Origin of the sequence: Achromobacter spanius (genome assembly GCF_003994415.1) — a bacterium.
GTDB classification, from domain to species: domain Bacteria; phylum Pseudomonadota; class Gammaproteobacteria; order Burkholderiales; family Burkholderiaceae_B; genus Achromobacter; species Achromobacter spanius_C.
Genome location: NZ_CP034689.1, coordinates 2127611 through 2146019, shown reverse-complemented (window position 1 = coordinate 2146019; position 18409 = coordinate 2127611). Strand labels below are relative to the sequence as shown.

The following is an 18409-nucleotide window of genomic DNA, read 5'->3' as shown; positions in this document are numbered from 1 at the left end:
AAATTTCCTGGATCGCGGTCCGGTCCGCGACGTGTAGCTAAGGTGATACCCGGCATCCGGTTTTGCCGTTGGAAGCCGGTATTCTATAATTTTTGCCGCAGCGGGACGGCCCGTTGCCGCGCACGGTCAAACGACCGGTGTTTTTTATCCGGGGACGACCCCTTATTGCCGGTGCAATGCCGGCAGCGCAACAAGAGGAGTCGTCAATGACCTGGATCATCCTGGTGCTCGCGGGCCTGTTCGAAATCGTCTGGGCCGTGGGCCTGAAATACACCCATGGCTTCACCCGCCTCTGGCCATCCCTGATTACCGCGGGCGGCATGGCCATCAGCGTCTGGCTACTGGCCGTGGCCATGAAAACCCTGCCGCTGGGCACCGCCTATGCCGTATGGGTGGGCATAGGCACCGTGGGCGCTTTTGTGGCCGGTATCGTGCTGTTCGGCGAATCCACCAGTTGGATGCGTATCGTCAGCGTGGCGTTGATCGTGCTGGGCTTGATAGGCTTGAAGCTGTCTTCGGCCTAACCGGCTTCAGACCCACCCCCAGCCCGGCGACCGGTCAGAAATCCAGTTCGATCTCGACCGCGTCGCCCACCTTCAGGCGCCCGCCAGCCGGCGCATCCAGAATGGCGTTCTGGCCAAACACCACCCCGATTTCAAGATTGCGATAGCCCGCCAACGTACGCCCGGGCTCGTCGTGCTGCTGCGCGGTGCGCTGGTCAATATCCGGAATCGAGCAGCGGGTGCATGGTTTGACGAAAGCCATCCTGACGCCAGCCGCCGTGATCATGGCCGTATGGTCTTCCTCGAACGGTTCCCATTCGCCCCCCACAACGATGTTGGGGCGGAAACGGTCCATGGGCACCGGCGCCACGCCCTTGGCTTGCAGACGCGCGTTCAGGTCATCCAGCGACGCCTGATTGGCGATCAACAACGGGAAGCCGTCCGCAAAGCCGAAATGGTGTTCGCCCACGAAAGCGTCGGCCAGGTCGGGATGCGCGTCTACCCAGCGCGAGACCCAGTCGGGCTTGGCGTTGCGCGCGGCGGCGCGGTCCACCTTGAGGAGCCGGCACGGCGTTTTTAGGAATTCGGAAAACCATTTCCCGACCTCGGCACTTTCTTGCTGGGCAGAAATGGTGTCGCTCCAGACCGCCACGGTTTGGGCGCCGGGTTCCAAACCCGACCCATCCAAAGGCACGTCCAGATCGGACATGCCGGGCGCGCTGACACGCAGCGCGCTGGAGGTCAGCGCCGTGCGAATCAGGGCCATCGCCGGCCACTGACGTTGCGTCATGAACTGACCGTCGGCGCCGATCAGCATCCAGCGGCGGTCATGCGCCAGGCCGGCCCGGTCGATGGGCGACTCCGCCAGGTCGATGCCGGCGCAGGATTTGATCGGGTAGATATGCAAGCTCAGGATACGGGCGGACATGGCGGCATCGGTTGGGCGTAAGGGGAATCCGCGCAAGAATAGCAGAGAGCCCGGCCTTCATCGGCCGATTTTTCGCCTGCCCGACGGCCATGAAAAAACCCGGGCAAGGCCCGGGTTTCGGTGTGGCGTGTTCAGCCCGTCAATGCACGGCGTTGGGCTGAACGCGGCGGGGCTTAACCGCCCACCAGCTTCAAGGTATCCAGCGGCGTGACCGCCTTGAACCCCTTGCGCGTCGCAATATGCTCGGGGCGCGGCGTCAGGCCGTACTTGGGCGGGTTCAGGGTGTTCTCCATGCTGTTGTAGACCATGAAGACATTGGCCCGCGGCCACGGCGAGATGTTGCTGTTCGAGCCGTGCATGGTGTTGCAGTCGAAAAACACCACGGAACCCGCCTTGGCCGTCATCGAGCGGATGCCGCCCTGCTCTACCAGCAATTGCAGGCTGACCGGGTCAGGGACCCCATATTCCTGCTTTTTCAGCGATTGCTTGTAGTGCTCATTGGGCGTTTCACCCACGCACGAGATGAACTGGCGATGCGAACCCGGCACCAACATCAAGGGGCCGTTGCACTCGTTGTTGTCGGTCAGCAGCACCGAGCAACTCAACGCGCGCATGGAAGGCATGCCGTCCTCGACGTGCCACGTTTCGAAGTCCGAATGCCAATAGAACTCCTTACCCTTGAAGCCCGGCTTCATGTTGGCGCGCGATTGGTGGATGTACACCTCGGACCCGAGGATCTGGCGCGCCACGTTGACCAGCCGCGGGTCGCGCACCAGGCGCGACAGCACGGGGTTCAACACATGGACCATGAAAATCGAACGCACGGCATTGCTGCCCGGTTCGGTGATGGACTCCTCACGCCGGATGATCGACGGGTCGCGCGTCATGCGTTCGACCTCGGTGGACAACGCACGGACTTCCTCTTCCGAGAAGAGGTTTTCCAGCAAGAGGAAGCCGTCGCGCTCGTATTGCCCAACTTGTTCGCCGGACAAGGCGTCAGCGTATTTGCCGTCTTCGTAAACCACCGGATCCTGGCGGGCGATGATGGCGGAACCTCGGTCCGTACGCGAGGCGTACGGATCCTTTGCAGGTGAGATCATGCGAACCTCCTTGTTATCAAGCCGCTTTGGCTTCGGCGTCAGGCAAGGCGTAGACGCCTTCTTTGTCATGCACTTCCTGGCCGGTCAGCGGCGGATTGAAGACGCAGATGACGCGCAGCGGCTCTTTGCCACCGCACAGCCAGTGCTCGTCGTTTTCGTTCAGGGCGTAGACCACGCCGGGGCCCAGGTCGTACTTCTTGCCATCGGCAATGGTTTCGATCGAGCCGTCGCCTTCAATGCACCACACCGCTTCAAGATGGTTCTTGTAGTGAATGTGAGTGCGGCCGCCCGGGAAAATGGTGGTCTCGTGGAAGGAAAAACCCATGCCGTCCTTCTTCAGCAGCACGCGGCGGCTGACCCAGGTATCGGTGCGGACTTCGTCGGCAGTGCCGATGACATCTTTGACATTACGTACGATCATTGACGTTTTCCTCCAAATTTCAGAATGCGGGCAGACTGCCCTTCTTCGCTCAGCGCTTCAGCCACGCTGGCTTCGATGACGTCCAGGCCCTTGCTCAACAGTTCTTCCTCGATCGTCAGCGCCGGCAGCAGCTTGAGCACTTCGTCATGCGCGCCCGAGGTCTCGATGACGACGCCCTTCTTGAACGCCTGCTGCGCGATGCGGTTGGCCAGCGCGGGGGTGGTGTTGCACACCAAGCCCTGGATCAGGCCGCGGCCGCGCACCGACAGGCCGGCGTTGGGATAGCTGTGGACCAGGTTTTCCAGCCAGTCGCGCACCAGGCGCTCTTTGCGCTGGATGTCGGCGGTGAAGGCGGTGTTGGCCCAATAGGTTTCCAGCGCCTGCGTCGCCGTGACGAACGCCAGGTTGTTGCCGCGGAACGTACCGCTGTGGGCGCCCGGCTTCCAGATATCCAGCTCGGGCTTCATCAGTACCAGCGACATCGGCAGGCCAAAGCCCGACAGCGACTTCGACAGCGTGATGATGTCCGGGCGGATGCCGGCGGCCTCGAAGCTGAAGAACGTGCCAGTACGGCCGCAGCCCACCTGAATGTCATCCACGATCAGCAGCATGTCGTGGCGTTTGCACAGCTTTTCCAGCTCTTTCAGCCAGCGCAGCGTCGCGACGTTGACGCCACCTTCGCCCTGCACCGTTTCCACGATGACGGCGGCCGGCTTGTCCATGCCGCTGCTGGGATCTTCCAGCATGCGCTCCAGGTACGCCATGGTGTCCACGTCAGGGCCGAAGTAGCCGTCATAAGGCATGAACGTGGTGTTGCCCAGCGCATAGCCCGAGGCCTCGCGGAACTTCATGTTGGCGGTCACCGCCAACGAACCGCCGCTGACGCCGTGAAAGCCGTGCGTGAACGAAATTACGTTGGAACGGCCCTTGACCTGGCGCGCGATCTTCAGCGCGGCTTCCACGGCATTGGTGCCGGTGGGGCCGGTGAATTGCAGCGTGTATTGCCAGTTGCGCGGCTTGAGCAGCACGCGATCCACCGTCTCCAGGAAACGCTTCTTCGCGCTGGTCGCCATGTCCAGGCCGTGGACGACGCCGTCCGCCTGCACATACTCCAGCAGCTTTTCCTTGAGAACAGGATTGTTGTGGCCATAGTTCAGCGTGCCGGCGCCGCTGAAGAAGTCGATGTACTCGGTGCCTTCCTCATCGATCAGCGTCGAGCCTCTGGCCTGGCTGAATATCACGGGGAACGACCGAATGTAGCCCCGCACCTCTGATTCCATCCGGTCAAAGATCTTCAAGTCCATGAGTAATCCTCCCTTTTCATCTAATAAGTTGAATAGACGGCACGATCCCTCCGGATGCATTAAACGCATTCGGATAGGTACTGCCATCCCGGTATTTCGATAAGTCCGCTGGGGTTGCTCGCCCTAAGGGGCGGGCAATGCGAACGGGCCTATCCTCAACAACATCTCGTCGTCATGGTCCGCGCCGCCAAACAATTGCCGGTCGAAGAACGGCTGCTCGGAAACGTGAGCGCCCAGTTCGCCGGCCAGGCCGGTAAAGCTGCGGCGCGATGCCTGGTTGTCAGGCCCCACTGTGGTTTCAAGATATCGAACATGCTCGAGCCCCTTGCGTTGCAGGAGTTCGCGAAGCATGGCGCGGCCCAAGCGATGGCCGCGTGCGCGGGCGTGCACCGCAACCTGCCAGACGAACAACACGTCGGGTCGGGTCGGGATCACGTAAGCGGAGATAAAACCGTCGATACGTCCGCCGGCACTTTCGGCAAGGACGCAGGTGTCGCTGAAATGCTCACCAAGGAGCAAGTAGGCGTAGAGGGAATTCAGGTCGAGTGGCGGGCACTCGGAAATGAGGTGGTGAATGGCGGCGCCGTCTTTGCGGGTGGGCAGACGCATCGTATGGGTCTGCGCGCGAACCGCCGGCGCCACGGCACTTGAGAGAGTAGGTGTATCCAGTTCGTTTTTCTTCATGCAACGATTCCTGATTCTGGGGGTGCCCCGCCCGTGGGCACTTCTAGGATGGGCGACGAAACATCGCCGAGCGGTTCCGCGGCGACTGCCTGGCCCTCTTGCTCCATCAGCGCCACGATGCGTTCCAGCGACAGCGTGATGGTGGCCTGTTCAAGTTCGGGCAACGCGTTCAATGCGTCGGCCAAATGTTTCTGCAAAGGCGATGGTGCGCCTTGCGCCAGTTCGCGTCCCGCGTCGGTAGCGGTGACGAAAACAATGCGGCGATCTTCGCGGCCGCGTTCACGGCGGATCAAACCCTTGTCTTCCAGACGATCCAGAATGCCGACCACCGTGCTGGGGCTCACGTGCATTTCGCGGCTGATGGCCGTGGCCGTCATCGGGCCGTTGGCCATCACCGTGCGCAAGCACATCAACTGCGGCGCGGTGATATGGCTGACCGCGGACAACTGACGCGAGTGCAGTGCGATCGATCGCGTAATACGGCGCAGGGCTCGCAAAATGCGCAGATCGTACTGCTGGGTGGAATCAGTGTTCACGGGGTTGGTCATGGAAGAAAAGGGTTCGGTCAAATTCATTTCTACACGAATCATATGCGCCCAATCTATTCGAGTCAAACAAAAATCGGAGGCCTGATGTAAATAAATGAACACGTAATTGCAGAAGATGGCAGCAGGATTACTGGACTTAATGCCGTTGCATCAAGGGCTTGGCGTCGCGCTCCACCCCTAGTGGAAACTCCCAATAAAAAACATATGTTTTATAAAAATATTCAGAGATATCATTTGTTTTTTGCTTGGCGATGCGCCCCATGTCCCTGCCTTCCCACCTGATCCCGACTCTGCAAGAAAAGCTGGAGGATCTGCCCCCGGAATTGCAACGCGCGGCCCATTGGGTGGTGGCGCATCCCGCAGAGGTCGGCCTATGGTCCATGCGGCGGCAGGCGCAGGCGCTGGGCGTGGCGCCCGCGACCATGTTGCGGCTGGCGCGGGCCTTGGGCTATGCCAGCTATGAAGCATTTCGTCAGCCTTTTCAACAAGCCCTTGCCGGCCAGAGTCAGGGCAAACCCGGTCTGCGAGACCGAGCTGCCGCCTTACAGGCTGCCGCGGGCGTCCCCGCCAGCAACCCCACCGCTCCCGGCCATGACGTGTTGACGGACTACCAGATACAGGCCGTGAGTTCGGTGTGCGCGCTGAATCCGGCCGCGGCATTTGATGCAGCGGTCCAGACCCTGCTGAACGCGCGCCAGGTCGGTTTCCTGGGGACCCGTTCGGCGTTTGGGATTGCCTTCCAGATGCGCTATGCCTACCAACTGGTACGCCGCAACAGCGTGCTGATTGATGGCTTGGGCGGGGCGCCCGCCGAGCAGGCCGACAACCTGGACGCTGGCGACGCGCTGATCGTCATTTCCCAAGCCCCCTACCCCACCGTCACCGTGCAACTGGCCCGCCAGGCCGCGAAGCGCGGCGTCGCGCTGATTGCGCTGACCGACGACCCGCTGTCGCCCTTGGCGGTGGAAGCCCGCCACACGCTGCGGTTCGCCCCTCCTGACCGCGACGGCGTCCGAGCCCAGCCCGCGCGCCAGGGCCCCGGCTCGTTCTTCCATACCACCGCCGGCCTCTTGGGCCTGGCCGAGCACCTGATTGCCCGCCTGACCGCCCGTGGCGGCGCCGACGTACTGAACCGCCTGACCGAAGTCGAAGAGCGCCTGCACGCCGACAAGGTCTATTGGAGTGCGCCGGCCTCGCGGCGGCCCGCCTGACCACGCTTGCCTTGCCCTAACGTCCCTTCACGCATCTCGGAATTCCCATGAGCCACACACACGTCCTGCATCGCTCCCTACGCCAGACCCCGCCTGTCGCCGTACGCGGCCAGGGCGTGTGGGTCCACGACAGCGCCGGTCGCGCCTACCTTGACGGCTCAGGCGGCGCGGCGGTGTCCTGCCTGGGACACAACCATCCCGACGTCCAGGCCGCCATGCATGCCCAGATTGACGCGCTGGCCTATGCCCACACCAGCTTCTTCACGACCGAGGTCGCCGAACGCCTGGCCGAGCGCTTGGTGGCCGATGCGCCGGCAGGCATCTCGCACGCATATTTCGTGTCGGGCGGATCCGAAGCGGTCGAGGCCGCCTTGAAGATGGCGCGCCAGTACTTCGTTGAAATCGGCCAAGCACAGCGCCGCCATATCGTGGCGCGCCGCCAGAGCTACCACGGCAACACGCTGGGCGCGCTGGCGGTGGGCGGCAACGCCTGGCGTCGGGCGCAATTCGCGCCTTTGCTGATCGACGTCGAACACGTCTCACCCTGCTATGCCTATCGCGATCAGCAAGCCGGTGAAAGCGCTGAACAGTACGGCGAGCGCCTGGCGCTTGAACTGGAGGAAACCTTTGAAAGGCTCGGCCCGGACACCGTGATGGCCTTCGTGGCCGAACCGGTGGTGGGTGCGACGTCCGGCGCCGTCACGGCGGTTCCGGGTTACTTCCGGCGCGTGCGGGAAATCTGCGACCGCCATGGGGTGCTGCTGATCGCCGACGAAGTGATGTGCGGCATGGGGCGCACCGGCACGCTCTACGCGGTAGAGCAAGAAGGCATCGTGCCCGACCTGATCACCATCGCCAAAGGCCTGGGCGGCGGCTATCAGCCCATTGGCGCCGTCATGGCGCAGCGGCGCATCGTGGACGCCATGCAGCAGGGCAGCGGCTTCTTTCAGCACGGCCACACCTACCTGGGCCACGCCATTGCCTGCGCCGCCTCGCTTGCCGTGCAGGACGTGATACGCCGCGACAAGCTGCTGGAGCGCGTGCGCGAGCAAGGCGCGGGCTTGCGGCAGCGGCTGGAACAAACGCTGGGCGCGCACCCGCATGTGGGCGACATCCGCGGACGCGGGCTGTTCATGGGTATCGAGCTGGTGCAGGACCGGGCCACCAAGCAGACCTTCGACCCGGCCCTGACGCTGCATGCGCGCATCAAGCGCGAAGCCATGGCGCAGGGCCTGATGGTCTACCCGATGGGCGGCACCATTGATGGCCGCCAGGGCGACCACGTACTGCTGGCGCCGCCCTTCATCATTTCCGACGACGAACTTGATCAATTGACGCAACGCCTGGCAGGCGCCATCGACGCCGCCATCGGACAAGCGCGCGGGGCACATTAACCGCCGGCCAAGACCGGTAATTCACGGGGAAAAACCCCATAAGGAGTTTGCATGACCACGTCCGTCAAACACCCATTGGGCCATCGCAACGCCTGGACGCTCGCCGCGGCGGGCCTTGCCACGGCTTTGCTGTCCACGGCGCCGGCACCCGCCGCCGCCCAACAGAAGTTCGTCAGTATCGGCACGGGAGGCGTCACGGGCGTCTACTACGCCGCGGGCGGCGCCATCTGCCGCCTGGTGAACAAGGACCGGGCCTCGCATGGCATCCGTTGTTCGGTTGAATCCACCGGGGGATCGGTCTTCAACGCCAACACCATCAAGGCCGGCGAACTGGATCTGGGCGTCGTGCAGTCCGACGTCGGCTTCAATGCCTACAACGGCGAAGGGCAGTTCAAGCAGGCGGGCCCGTTCACCAAGCTGCGCTCGGTATTTTCGATCCACCCCGAACCGTTCACGGTCGTGACGCGCAAGGACGCGAACATCAAGACCTTTGAAGACCTGAAGGGCAAGCGCTTCAACGTCGGCAACCCGGGCTCTGGCACGCGCGCGTCGATGGAAGAACTGCTGGCCACGATGGGCTGGACGATGAAGGACTTTGCGCTGGCGTCGGAATTGCGCCCGGACGAGCACGGCTCGGCGGTTTGCGATGGCAAGATCGACGGCTTCTTCTACGGCGTCGGCCACCCTTCGGCAAACATCCAGGACCCCACCACCAGTTGCGGCGCGAAACTGGTGTCACTGACCGGCCCGGCGGTGGACACGCTGGTCAAGAAGTACCCCTACTACGCCTACGCCACCATTCCGGGCGGCCTGTATCCGAACAACCCCAACGAGACCAAGACGTACGGCGTAACCGCCACGTTTGTGACGTCGGCCGACGTGCCGAATGCCACCGTCTACACCGTGGTCAAGGCGGTGTTCGACAACTTCGACGACTTCAAGAAACTGCATCCGGCATTCGCCAACCTGAAGCCCGCCGACATGGTGAAGAACGGCTTGTCGGCCCCCTTGCATCCGGGCGCTGAAAAGTACTTCAAGGAAAAAGGGCTGCTTTAAGAAGCAGCCTGCTTGATGACAGGCCCACTTCAAGGCCTTGCCGGCGTGCGATGGCCGCGCGCCGGGAATCAGCGCGCGCCGCCCAGGCGACGCGCGCCATGACACGTAGGGGAAATTCATGACCAAAGCGCCGCACACGTCGGCCCCAGACCTGGAACAGCTTGTCGCTGATGTCGACCGCGGCGGCCGCAACGCGGGCGGGATCGCCGGCGCCACGTTGGCCGCGGGCGCGCTGGCGTGGTCGTTCTTCCAGCTCTGGTACGCATCGCCGCTGCCTTTCTCGTTCAACTGGGGCATCTTCAACGACACCGAAGCGCGCGCCCTGCATCTGGGCGTGGCCATGTTCCTGGGGTATCTGGCCTACCCGGCCCGCAAACGCTCACCGCGTGACCGCATGCCCTGGTTTGACTGGGTGCTGGCCTTGGCGGCTGGCTTTTGCGGCAGCTATCTCTATGTTTTCTATAACGAACTGGCGGGCCGCCCCGGCCAGCCCACGCCCATGGACGTGGGCACCGCCGTCGTGGGCCTGGCGCTGCTGCTGGAAGTGACGCGCCGCGCGCTTGGCCTGCCCATGACCGTGCTGGGCCTGGTGTTCGTGGCCTACGCGCTGGCCGGCCCCTGGCTGCCCGACGTGCTGGCGCACCGAGGGGCGTCGCTGGAACGCCTGATGTCACACATGTGGCTGACCACAGAAGGCGTGTATGGCGTGGCGCTGGGCGTATCCGTGTCCTACATCTTCATCTTCGTGCTGCTCGGTTCGTTGCTGGACAAGTGCGGCGCGGGCAACTACATGATGCAGGTCTCGTTCGCGCTGCTGGGCCACCTGCGCGGCGGGCCGGCCAAGGTGGCGGTGATGTCCTCGGCCGTGAACGGGCTGGTGTCCGCATCGTCGGTGGCCAATGTGGTCACCGGCGGCATCTTCACCATTCCGCTCATGAAGAAGGCCGGATACGGCGGCGTGCGGGCGGGCGCGATTGAGACGGCGTCTTCGGTCAACGGCCAGATCATGCCGCCCGTGATGGGCGCGGCGGCGTTCCTGATGATCGAGTACGTGGGAATTCCGTACACCGACATCATCCGCCACGCCCTTTTGCCCGCGTCGATTTCGTACATTGCGCTGTTCTACATCGTCCATCTGGAAGCGCTGAAGCTGGGCATCCAGCCCATGATGGCGGCAGGCCCGTCGCGCACACCGCTGCAAAAGCTGGCGGGCTGGGGCATGGGCATCAGCGGCACGCTGCTGGTGATGGGCGCGGCTTACTGGATAGGTACCGGCGTACAGGCCGTGACGGGCGCGGCCGCCATCTGGGTGTTGCTGGCGCTGCTGGCAGCGCTGTACGTGTGGCTGCTGCGCATTGCTGCCGCCCATCCCGACCTGCCGCAAGACATCGACATCAATCACCCCGTGCGCCCGCAGCCCTGGCCCACGGTACGCGCGGGGCTGTATTTCCTGATCCCCATCGGCATTCTTGTGTGGTGCCTGAGCGTGGAAGAGCTGTCCGCCGGGCTATCGGCCTTTTGGGCCGCCATGGCCATGCTGTTCCAGATGGTCACGCAACGGCCGCTGATCGCCCGGTTCCGCAAACAGGACGCGGCTCCTGCTTGGCGGCAAGGTTGGCACGACGCCATCGGCGGCCTGCAGGACGGCGCGCGCAACATGATCGGCATCGCGATTGCCTGCGGCACCGCCGGCCTGATCGTGGGCGCCATCACGTTGACCGGCCTGGGCCTGCGCATGACTGCCTTCGTGGAGCTGGTGTCGATGGGCAATGTGCTGTTGATGCTGGTCTTCACCGCGCTGGTCTGCCTGGTGTTGGGGCTGGGCATGCCCACCACGGCCAACTACATCCTGATGGCAACGCTGATGGCGCCCGTCGTGGTGGAGTTGGGCGCTCAAAGCGGCCTGGTGATCCCGCTGATTGCCGTGCACATGTTCGTGTTCTATTACGGCATCATGGCCGACATCACCCCACCCGTGGGCTTGGCAACCTTTGCCGCCGCGGCCATCTCTGGCGAAGACCCGATCAAGACCGGCATCCAGGGCGTGACCTACGCCGCGCGCACCGCCATCCTGCCGTTCATGTTCGTGTTCAACCCCGCGCTACTGTTGATCGACGTCAACTACGGCTGGGAACTGGCGCTGGTGGTGGCAGGCGCCACCTTGGCGTCGCTGACGTTCGCCGCGGCCACCATGCGGTGGTTCCGCACGCGCTGCACGTGGGCCGAAGTGGGCGTGCTGCTGCTGGTCACCTTCATGCTGTTCCGCCCCGACTGGTTCATGGACCACTTCGCGCCGCAGTACGAAAGCCGCCCGGCCACCGAGATGCAGGCGATTGCCGCCGCCATGCCCGACAACGGCCGCCTGACCGTGGTACTGCGCGGCATCAATCTGGAGGGCGATGAACTGACCAAGACGGTCGCGGTGGCGTTGCCCGCTCTGAAGACAGGGGCCGACGCGCCCGACGCGGGCCGCCGCCGTCTGGCGGAAGCCGGGCTGACGCTGATGAGCCTGGGCGACCAAACCCAGATTGGCGGCGTGCGCTTTGGCAGCCGCACTCAACGTTCCGGCTGGGAACAAGGCTGGGACGTCGTCGAAGTGAAGGCGCCGAACCCGCGGCGCTGGTCGGATTACTGGGTCTACCTGCCGGCGGTGTTGTTGCTGGCGGCCCTGTGGATGCGGCAGCGCCGGCGCGATGGCGGCGCGGCGGTGGGCCGCTTGCGCGCCCGTGCGGTGTGATCAAGCTGCCTGTGCGATCAGCCTGCGCGTGTGGTCACGGCTGGCCTTGTTATCAGCCTGCGGGGGTCCGCCGCCAGGGCGGCAAGGCCCCGATGGTCAGCGCGCGCAGCAACCATTCCACCGGCCCGTAGGCATGGTGCCGCAACCACCATGCGGACCATGGCAACTGCGCCGCGAAGATCGCCACCGCGATGCCGACGGTCGCCAGGGGCGACACCGATGCGAACAGGCGCAGGCCCCAGCCGGTGAACAGAAAGGCGCAGATGACGGACTGCATCAGGTAGTTGCTTAGCGCCATCCGCCCGGCGGGCGCCATCCACATCAACGCGCGCCCAAGCACCCGCGTGCGCAGCGCCAGCAAGAAAAGAGCCGCATACGACATGCTGAGCAACGGCGCCGTCAAGAGGTCAGCGGCCAGCCCGGGCAGCTCCCAGGCCGCGCCGGCAAATGGCAGGGACGACGTAGCGTACAGCGCCGATCCGGCCAGGCCGGGTAGCAGGCCCAGCGCACACACCAGCCACAACACGCCCGGCCGCGCCCAGGGGTCCGCCAACGCATTGCGCCGGCCCAGCGCGTAGCCGACCAGGAACATGGCAAAGACGAACGGGCCTTGCACGAACAAGACCATGAACCAGACGGAGGTGGTCAGTTCATGGATGTGCTGCGCGATCGTAGTGCCGATGTCGCCGCGATAGGCCTCGATGGCCGCCAGCGCCTGCGCCTTGTATTGCGCCAGATAGCCCGCTGGCACGGGGTCCAGGAAGCTGAGCCAACCCAGCAGCGCCCACACCGACGCCGTCAGCACGATCAGCCACAACGCCACATGCAATGCGCGTTGCGGCGCCATGGACCGGCATCCCAGCAAGCCCAGTCCCAGCAGCGCATAGGTCACCAGAATGTCGCCCTGGTAGAACAGCACGGCGTGCGCCAAGCCCAACACGGCCAGCCCGGCCAGGCGACGCAGGAATCGCGGCGCAAAGGCGACTTGGCCGCGCTCGGCCGCCGCCATCTGCAAGGTGAAGCTGTACCCGAACAGAAACGAGAACAGCAGGTAGAACTTGGTCTCGAAGAGCCAAGCGATAAGCCAGCGCACGCCCAGATCCAACGGACGCGAATAGACGGGGTCGGCCACGCCCGCGCCATAGAACGGCGACGAGAACACGCCGATATTCACGATCAGGATGCCAAAGAGCGCAAAGCCGCGCAGCGCGTCCACATGCGCCAGGCGCCCCGATGAGGGCGGCGCGAGCCCTGGGTGCGTGGATATGTCCATGACGTGGAAGCCTTTTAGCAAGAGGGGCGAGGCTTCGCCGCGCCCCCCCGCGCCTGCCCTACCCCAATACCGGCGACAGCACCGGCTGCTTGGGTCGCACATCCAGTTGACGGCCCTTGCGCGCGCGCTTGCCCACATAGGGCGCCAAGGCGTCACCCGCCAGGATGTCCTCGGTGAGCTTGTTGCGGTAAATGCCCGTGGCGCGCAGGCCGCGTGCGCCGATCGGCACCGTTTGATCCAGCTTGTCGGACGCATCCAGGCCCATCAGGATGGTGCCGCGGCCGCCACCCGACAAGGACTTGCATTCATCCAGGCCGAACACCAGGAACTTGCCCTTAGCCGACAGCAAGGCCAGTTGCGTGGCGCCCACGAACAGCGGCACCGGGCGCAGCATTTCGTCGCCAGCTTCCAGTGTGATGAACTGCTTGCCAGCGCGTTGGCGGCTGACCATGTCGGACAGCTTGGCCGCAAAGCCGTAGCCGCCGCGCGTAGCCAACAGCCAGCGGGAGTCTGGCGATGCCGCGATGGTATGCACGATGCGCGTGCCCGATTCCAGATCGATCATGGTCGTAACCGGCTGGCCATCGCCGCGCGCGGACGGCAGCCCGGCGACAGGCACCGAATACACCCGGCCGTTGTCGCCCATGGCGATCAGGGTGTCGGTGGTGCGGCATTCGAAGGCGCCGTACAGGTCATCGCCCTGCTTGAAGGTGAATTGCGCAGCGTCGTGGCCATGGCCCTGGCGGGCGCGCAGCCAGCCCTTTTGCGAGACGATCACGGTGACCGGTTCGTCCAGCACCTTGGTTTCCAGCACGGCGCGTTCGGCCGTTTCGATCAGGGTGCGGCGGTCGTCGCCGTACTGCTTGGCGTCGGCCTCGATTTCCTTGATCAGCAGGCGCTTGAGCGTCGTCGGATTGTCCAGCAGTTCCTGCAGCGAAATCTGATCCTTGCGCTTGTCGGCCAGTTCCTGCTCGATCTTGAAGCCTTCAAGACGGGCCAACTGGCGCAAGCGCATTTCCAGAATGTCTTCCGCCTGGCGCTCGGACAGCTTGAAGCGTTCCATCAGCGCGGCGCGCGGCTCGTCGGATTCGCGGATGGTCTGGATGACTTCATCGACGTTCAGGTAGACCAGCATGCGGCCTTCCAGCACATGAATGCGGTCGGTGACCTTGTCCAGCCGGAAGCGCGTGCGGCGCACGACGGTATTGGTGCGGAACGCCACCCATTCGACCAGGATGTCGCGCAGGCCCTTCTGGCGCGGACGGCCGTCGGTGCCGATGCACACCAGGTTGATCGACGAGCTGCTTTCCATGCTGGTCTGGGCCAGCAGCGTGTTGACGAATTCGTCACGGTCCACGCGCGAGGTCTTCGGTTCAAACACCAGGCGCACGGCCGCATCCTTGCCGGATTCGTCGCGTACGGCGTCCAGCAGGTTCAGCATCACCGCCTTGGCCTGAGTTTGTTCGGGCGTCAGGCTCTTCTTGCCGGACTTGATCTTGGGGTTGGTGATTTCCTCGATCTCTTCCAGCACCTTCTGGCCCGAGGTGCCCGGCGGCAGTTCCGTGATCACCAGTTGCCATTGGCCGCGCGCCATTTCTTCGAACGTCCAACGCGCGCGCACCTTCAGCGAGCCACGGCCACCGCCGTAGATTTGCGCAATGTCGGCTGCGGGCGTGATGATCTGGCCACCGCCGGCAAAGTCCGGCCCCGGGATCATGGCGTGCAGTTCGGCGTCCGGCAGTTGCGGCTGCTTGATCAGCGCCACGCAGGCTTGCGCCACTTCACGCAGGTTGTGCGACGGAATCTCGGTAGCCATGCCGACCGCAATGCCGGAAGCGCCGTTCAGCAGCATCACCGGCAAGCGCGCGGGCAGCATCTGCGGCTCTTCCTGGCTGCCGTCATAGTTGGGCACGAAATCGACCGTGCCTTCGTCCAGCTCATCCAGCAGCAGCTTGGCAATGGGCGTCAGGCGCGCTTCGGTGTATCGCATGGCGGCGGCGTTGTCGCCGTCGCGCGAACCGAAGTTGCCCTGGCCATCGATCAGCGGATAGCGCAGCGAAAAGTCCTGCGCCATGCGGACCATGGCGTCGTAGGCAGCCTGGTCGCCGTGCGGGTGGTATTTACCCAGCACGTCGCCCACGACGCGCGCGGACTTCACCGGCTTGGCGCCAGCGGCCAGCCCCATCGCCTGCATGGCGAACAGGATGCGGCGTTGCACGGGCTTTTGCCCGTCACCCACGTCGGGCAAGGCACGGCCGCGCACGACGGAGACCGCGTAGTCCAGGTAAGCCTGTTCCGCGTAGCGCGCCAGCGTGATGGCGGCATTGGCATCGCCGTCGCCATCGGGCGGGGTGGGGTCGAACAGGCCGGGTTGATTGCTGTCGGTCATGTTGTATTCAGGTAGACAATTTCATCGAAACGGCGTCAATGCGCCTTCACGCGGACGGGGCTAGCTGGGTGTCGGCGACGTGCGTGCGCAATTGCTCGCGCACCGCGGCCAGCGTGGCGGCGTCCTGGCCGCGCTTGGGAATGATCACGCCCTGCAAGGTGCCCAGAATGACGTAGAGGTGCTGCGGGGTCTCCTCGACGCGCCGGATATCCGACCACTCCATGCGCCCGGAGGCGCGGGTGGTGGTATCCAGAATGCCCTCGGGCCCGAAGTCCAGTTGATGCCGGCCCAGGAACAGATCGTCGGGCTGCTTGTTCAGCATGCGGCGCGTGTTCATTCGGACCAGCGGCGGCAGCGCGAACTCATAGGCCAGCGCCAACAGCACCAGAATGCCCAGGCCCACCGCCAGCCCTTGGAAGTACACGGGCAGCATCTGGGACCAGTTGGGCCCCTTGCCGTCCCAGGTCTGCCAGACCAGGTAGGCGAAGAGCGCCACGATCATCAGGATGCCAAAGCGCAGGTGCGACCGGTAACGACGGCGGCGCAGCTCGGGCCGCCGGTACACGTAGGCAGCGAACTCGGCGTAGTCGTCGGCGGTCATGTCGACGGTCATGCGGGCGGAGGCGGGGTCGGGCACGGTGGACGTCATCAGATGTCCAGCTCGGCCAGGTTGCCCTTTTCCTCGATCCAGGCGCGGCGCTGCGAAGACTCGCCCTTGCCCATCAGCATGTCGAACATGCGGGTGGTGTCTTCCGGGGTCTGATCCCCGTAGCCCACGGGCAGCAGGCGGCGCGTGTCCGGATTCATGGTGGTTTCCCAGAGCTGTTCCGGATTCATTTCGCCCAGGCCCTTGAAGCGGCTGACCGCCCAGGCGCCTTCGCGCACGCCTTCCTTGCGCAACTTGTCCTGCGCGGCTTCAAGTTCGCCTTCGTCCAGGCAATAGATCTTCCTGGCCGGGCGCTTGCCCTGGGCGGGCACATCCAGGCGGAACAGCGGCGGCTTGGCCACGTACACGTTGCCGGCTTCAACCAGCTTGGGAAAGTGCTTGTAGAACAGGGTCAGCAGCAGGACCTGGATGTGCGAGCCGTCGACGTCAGCGTCAGACAGGATGCAGATGCGGCCGTAGCGCAGGCCGGACAGGTCGGGCGTGTCGTTCGGGCCGTGGGGGTCCACGCCGATGGCCACCGAGATGTCGTGAATTTCGTTGTTGGCAAAGAGCCGGTCACGGTCCACTTCCCACGAATTCAGCACCTTGCCGCGCAGGGGCAGGATGGCCTGGAATTCCTTGTCGCGCCCCATCTTGGCGGAGCCGCCAGCGGAATCGCCCTCAACCAAAAACACTTCAGTGCGGCTGGCGTCGCTGGATTCGCAATCGGTCAGCTTGCCCGGCAACACCGCCACGCCGGAACTCTTGCGCTTTTCAACCTTCTGGGCCGAGCGCTGGCGCGCCTGCGCCTGGCGGATGGCCAGTTCAGCCAGCTTCTTGCCGTATTCAACGTTACTGTGCAGCCAGAGGTCCAGCGCGCTCTTGGAAAAACCGCCCACCAGGCGCACGGCGTCGCGGCTGTTCAAGCGTTCCTTGATCTGGCCCTGGAACTGCGGGTCCAGCACTTTGGCGGACAAGACGAAACTGGCGCGGGCGAACACGTCTTCGGGCAGCAGCTTCACGCCCTTGGGCAACAGGCTGTGCAGTTCGGCAAAGCCCTTCACCGCGCCGAACAGGCCTTCGCGCAAGCCGGATTCATGCGTGCCGCCGGCTGGCGTCGGGATCAGGTTCACGTAGGACTCGCGCACGGCATTGCCGTCCTCGGTCCAGGCCACCACCCACTGCGCGCCCTCGCCTTCGGCGAAGTTCTCGTGATCAGCCCCGGCATACTGCTGGCCTTCGAAGAACGGCACCATGAGTTCGGCGCCGGTCAGCGCCTCGGCCAGGTAACCGCGCAGGCCGTCTTCGTATTGCCAGGTCTTGGTGTCGCCGCTTTTTTCATTGACCAGCGTGACTTTCACGCCCGGCAACAGCACGGCCTTGCTGCGCAAGAGATGGGTCAGTTCGCCCAAGGGGATGTTGGGGCTATCGAAATATTTGGCGTCGGGCCAGACGCGCACACGGGTGCCGGACTTCTTGCGGCCGCCCTGGTCGTACGGGGCCAAGGGTTCGGCAACATCGCCGCCCTTGAACACCAGGCGGTTGACCGCGCCGTCGCGCCAGACCACGACTTCAAGCCGGGTCGCTAGCGCATTGGTGACGGAAACGCCCACCCCGTGCAGGCCGCCCGAGAATGCATAGGCGCCGCCGCCCGCCTTGTCGAACTTGCCGCCCGCGTGCAGGCGGGTGAAGACCAGTTCGACGACGGGCGCGCCTTCTTCGGGATGAAGGCCGACGGGGATGCCGCGGCCATCATCCTCAACGGACACGCTGCCATCAATATGCAGCGTGACCTGGATCTGTTTGCCGTAGCCGGCCAAGGCCTCGTCTGCGGCGTTATCAATGACCTCCTGCACAACGTGCAGGGGGTTTTCGGTGCGGGTGTACATGCCCGGGCGCTGCCGCACGGGCTCCAGCCCCTTCAGGACGCGAATGGACGCCTCGGTGTAACGTGGAGTGGCCAAGTTATCCCCAACATCTGTGGAAAAAAACCGACATTTTACGGATAAGCCTAGATTCCGCGCGGCTCCCGGTGGGTTGCGCACGACCTGACCAGTTCCGAATTCGGTAGGATGATGACAGTCACAGCCAGCGCGTCAGGGCAGAATGACCCGGATCACAATGACTGCGCCGCAACATCCTACACAAAACCAGCAAACCCTGTTGTTATTAACAGTGGTATGCCTGTTGTTATTGACAGTGGTATGCTTTAATC

The 18409-nt window shown here is 64.1% G+C and carries 15 protein-coding genes; 5 read left to right on the top strand and 10 right to left on the bottom strand.

Going from position 1 to position 18409, the window contains the following annotated elements; translation table 11 throughout:
- Window positions 1–206 precede the first annotated feature (206 nt).
- On the top strand, window positions 207–524 hold the full coding sequence (gene sugE, locus ELS24_RS09790; RefSeq protein ID WP_046803706.1) for a quaternary ammonium compound efflux SMR transporter SugE: 318 nt from the start codon (window positions 207–209) through the stop codon (window positions 522–524).
- 34 nt (window positions 525–558) lie between these two features.
- Here sugE and ELS24_RS09785 read toward each other — a convergent pair whose 3' ends face one another.
- The 6 genes from ELS24_RS09785 to ELS24_RS09760 form a co-directional block, all read right to left on the bottom strand.
- Window positions 559–1431, bottom strand: a complete 873-nt coding sequence (locus tag ELS24_RS09785; protein ID WP_127183968.1) for an MOSC domain-containing protein — start codon at window positions 1429–1431, stop codon at window positions 559–561.
- 173 nt (window positions 1432–1604) lie between these two features.
- On the bottom strand, window positions 1605–2531 hold the full coding sequence (gene thpD, locus ELS24_RS09780; RefSeq protein WP_050449093.1) for an ectoine hydroxylase: 927 nt from the start codon (window positions 2529–2531) through the stop codon (window positions 1605–1607).
- Window positions 2532–2547: 16 nt separating this feature from the next.
- Window positions 2548–2952, bottom strand: a complete 405-nt coding sequence (locus ELS24_RS09775) for an ectoine synthase (RefSeq protein WP_050449092.1) — start codon at window positions 2950–2952, stop codon at window positions 2548–2550.
- Window positions 2949–4256, bottom strand: coding sequence for a diaminobutyrate--2-oxoglutarate transaminase (gene ectB / locus ELS24_RS09770; protein ID WP_050449091.1), 1308 nt, complete (start codon window positions 4254–4256; stop codon window positions 2949–2951). Before ectB ends, ELS24_RS09775 begins: the two co-directional genes overlap by 4 nt.
- 123 nt (window positions 4257–4379) lie before the next feature.
- Window positions 4380–4940: a diaminobutyrate acetyltransferase gene (gene ectA, locus ELS24_RS09765; protein WP_050449090.1), complete on the bottom strand. Its 561-nt coding sequence runs from the start codon at window positions 4938–4940 to the stop codon at window positions 4380–4382.
- Window positions 4937–5488: a MarR family winged helix-turn-helix transcriptional regulator gene (locus ELS24_RS09760; RefSeq protein ID WP_050449099.1), complete on the bottom strand. Its 552-nt coding sequence runs from the start codon at window positions 5486–5488 to the stop codon at window positions 4937–4939. Before ELS24_RS09760 ends, ectA begins: the two co-directional genes overlap by 4 nt.
- Before the next feature lie 260 nt (window positions 5489–5748).
- Between ELS24_RS09760 and ELS24_RS09755 the strand changes: the two genes are divergently transcribed.
- The 4 genes from ELS24_RS09755 (at window position 5749) to ELS24_RS09740 (ending at window position 11886) form a co-directional block, all read left to right on the top strand.
- Window positions 5749–6699 (top strand): MurR/RpiR family transcriptional regulator, encoded by a 951-nt coding sequence (locus ELS24_RS09755; protein WP_050449089.1) that lies wholly within the window; start codon window positions 5749–5751, stop codon window positions 6697–6699.
- A gap of 47 nt (window positions 6700–6746) precedes the next feature.
- The gene (locus ELS24_RS09750) at window positions 6747–8093 is read left to right on the top strand and encodes an aspartate aminotransferase family protein (RefSeq protein WP_127183967.1); all 1347 of its coding nucleotides are present in this window, start codon (window positions 6747–6749) and stop codon (window positions 8091–8093) included.
- 51 nt (window positions 8094–8144) lie between these two features.
- Window positions 8145–9149, top strand: coding sequence for a TAXI family TRAP transporter solute-binding subunit (locus tag ELS24_RS09745; protein WP_127183966.1), 1005 nt, complete (start codon window positions 8145–8147; stop codon window positions 9147–9149).
- A gap of 118 nt (window positions 9150–9267) precedes the next feature.
- Entirely contained in the window at window positions 9268–11886 is a 2619-nt protein-coding gene (locus tag ELS24_RS09740; RefSeq protein WP_127183965.1) for a TRAP transporter permease, read from the top strand.
- 52 nt (window positions 11887–11938) lie between these two features.
- On the opposite strand, the gene ELS24_RS09735 is transcribed toward ELS24_RS09740, so the two are convergent.
- Genes ELS24_RS09735 through parE form a run of 4 tightly spaced genes read right to left on the bottom strand, consistent with a single transcriptional unit; the run spans window position 11939 to window position 18158 of the window.
- Entirely contained in the window at window positions 11939–13159 is a 1221-nt protein-coding gene (locus tag ELS24_RS09735; protein ID WP_127183964.1) for a DUF418 domain-containing protein, read from the bottom strand.
- 58 nt (window positions 13160–13217) lie between these two features.
- Complete coding sequence (parC, locus tag ELS24_RS09730) at window positions 13218–15548, bottom strand: DNA topoisomerase IV subunit A (RefSeq protein WP_050449084.1); 2331 nt, start codon at window positions 15546–15548, stop codon at window positions 13218–13220.
- A 46-nt stretch (window positions 15549–15594) separates the two neighbouring features.
- Window positions 15595–16197 carry a YcxB family protein gene (locus ELS24_RS09725; protein ID WP_127183963.1) on the bottom strand — a complete coding sequence of 201 codons (603 nt, stop codon included), beginning with the start codon at window positions 16195–16197 and terminating at the stop codon, window positions 15595–15597.
- Window positions 16197–18158, bottom strand: coding sequence for a DNA topoisomerase IV subunit B (gene parE / locus ELS24_RS09720; RefSeq protein WP_127183962.1), 1962 nt, complete (start codon window positions 18156–18158; stop codon window positions 16197–16199). The genes ELS24_RS09725 and parE overlap by 1 nt, the downstream gene beginning before the upstream one ends.
- Window positions 18159–18409 lie beyond the last annotated feature (251 nt).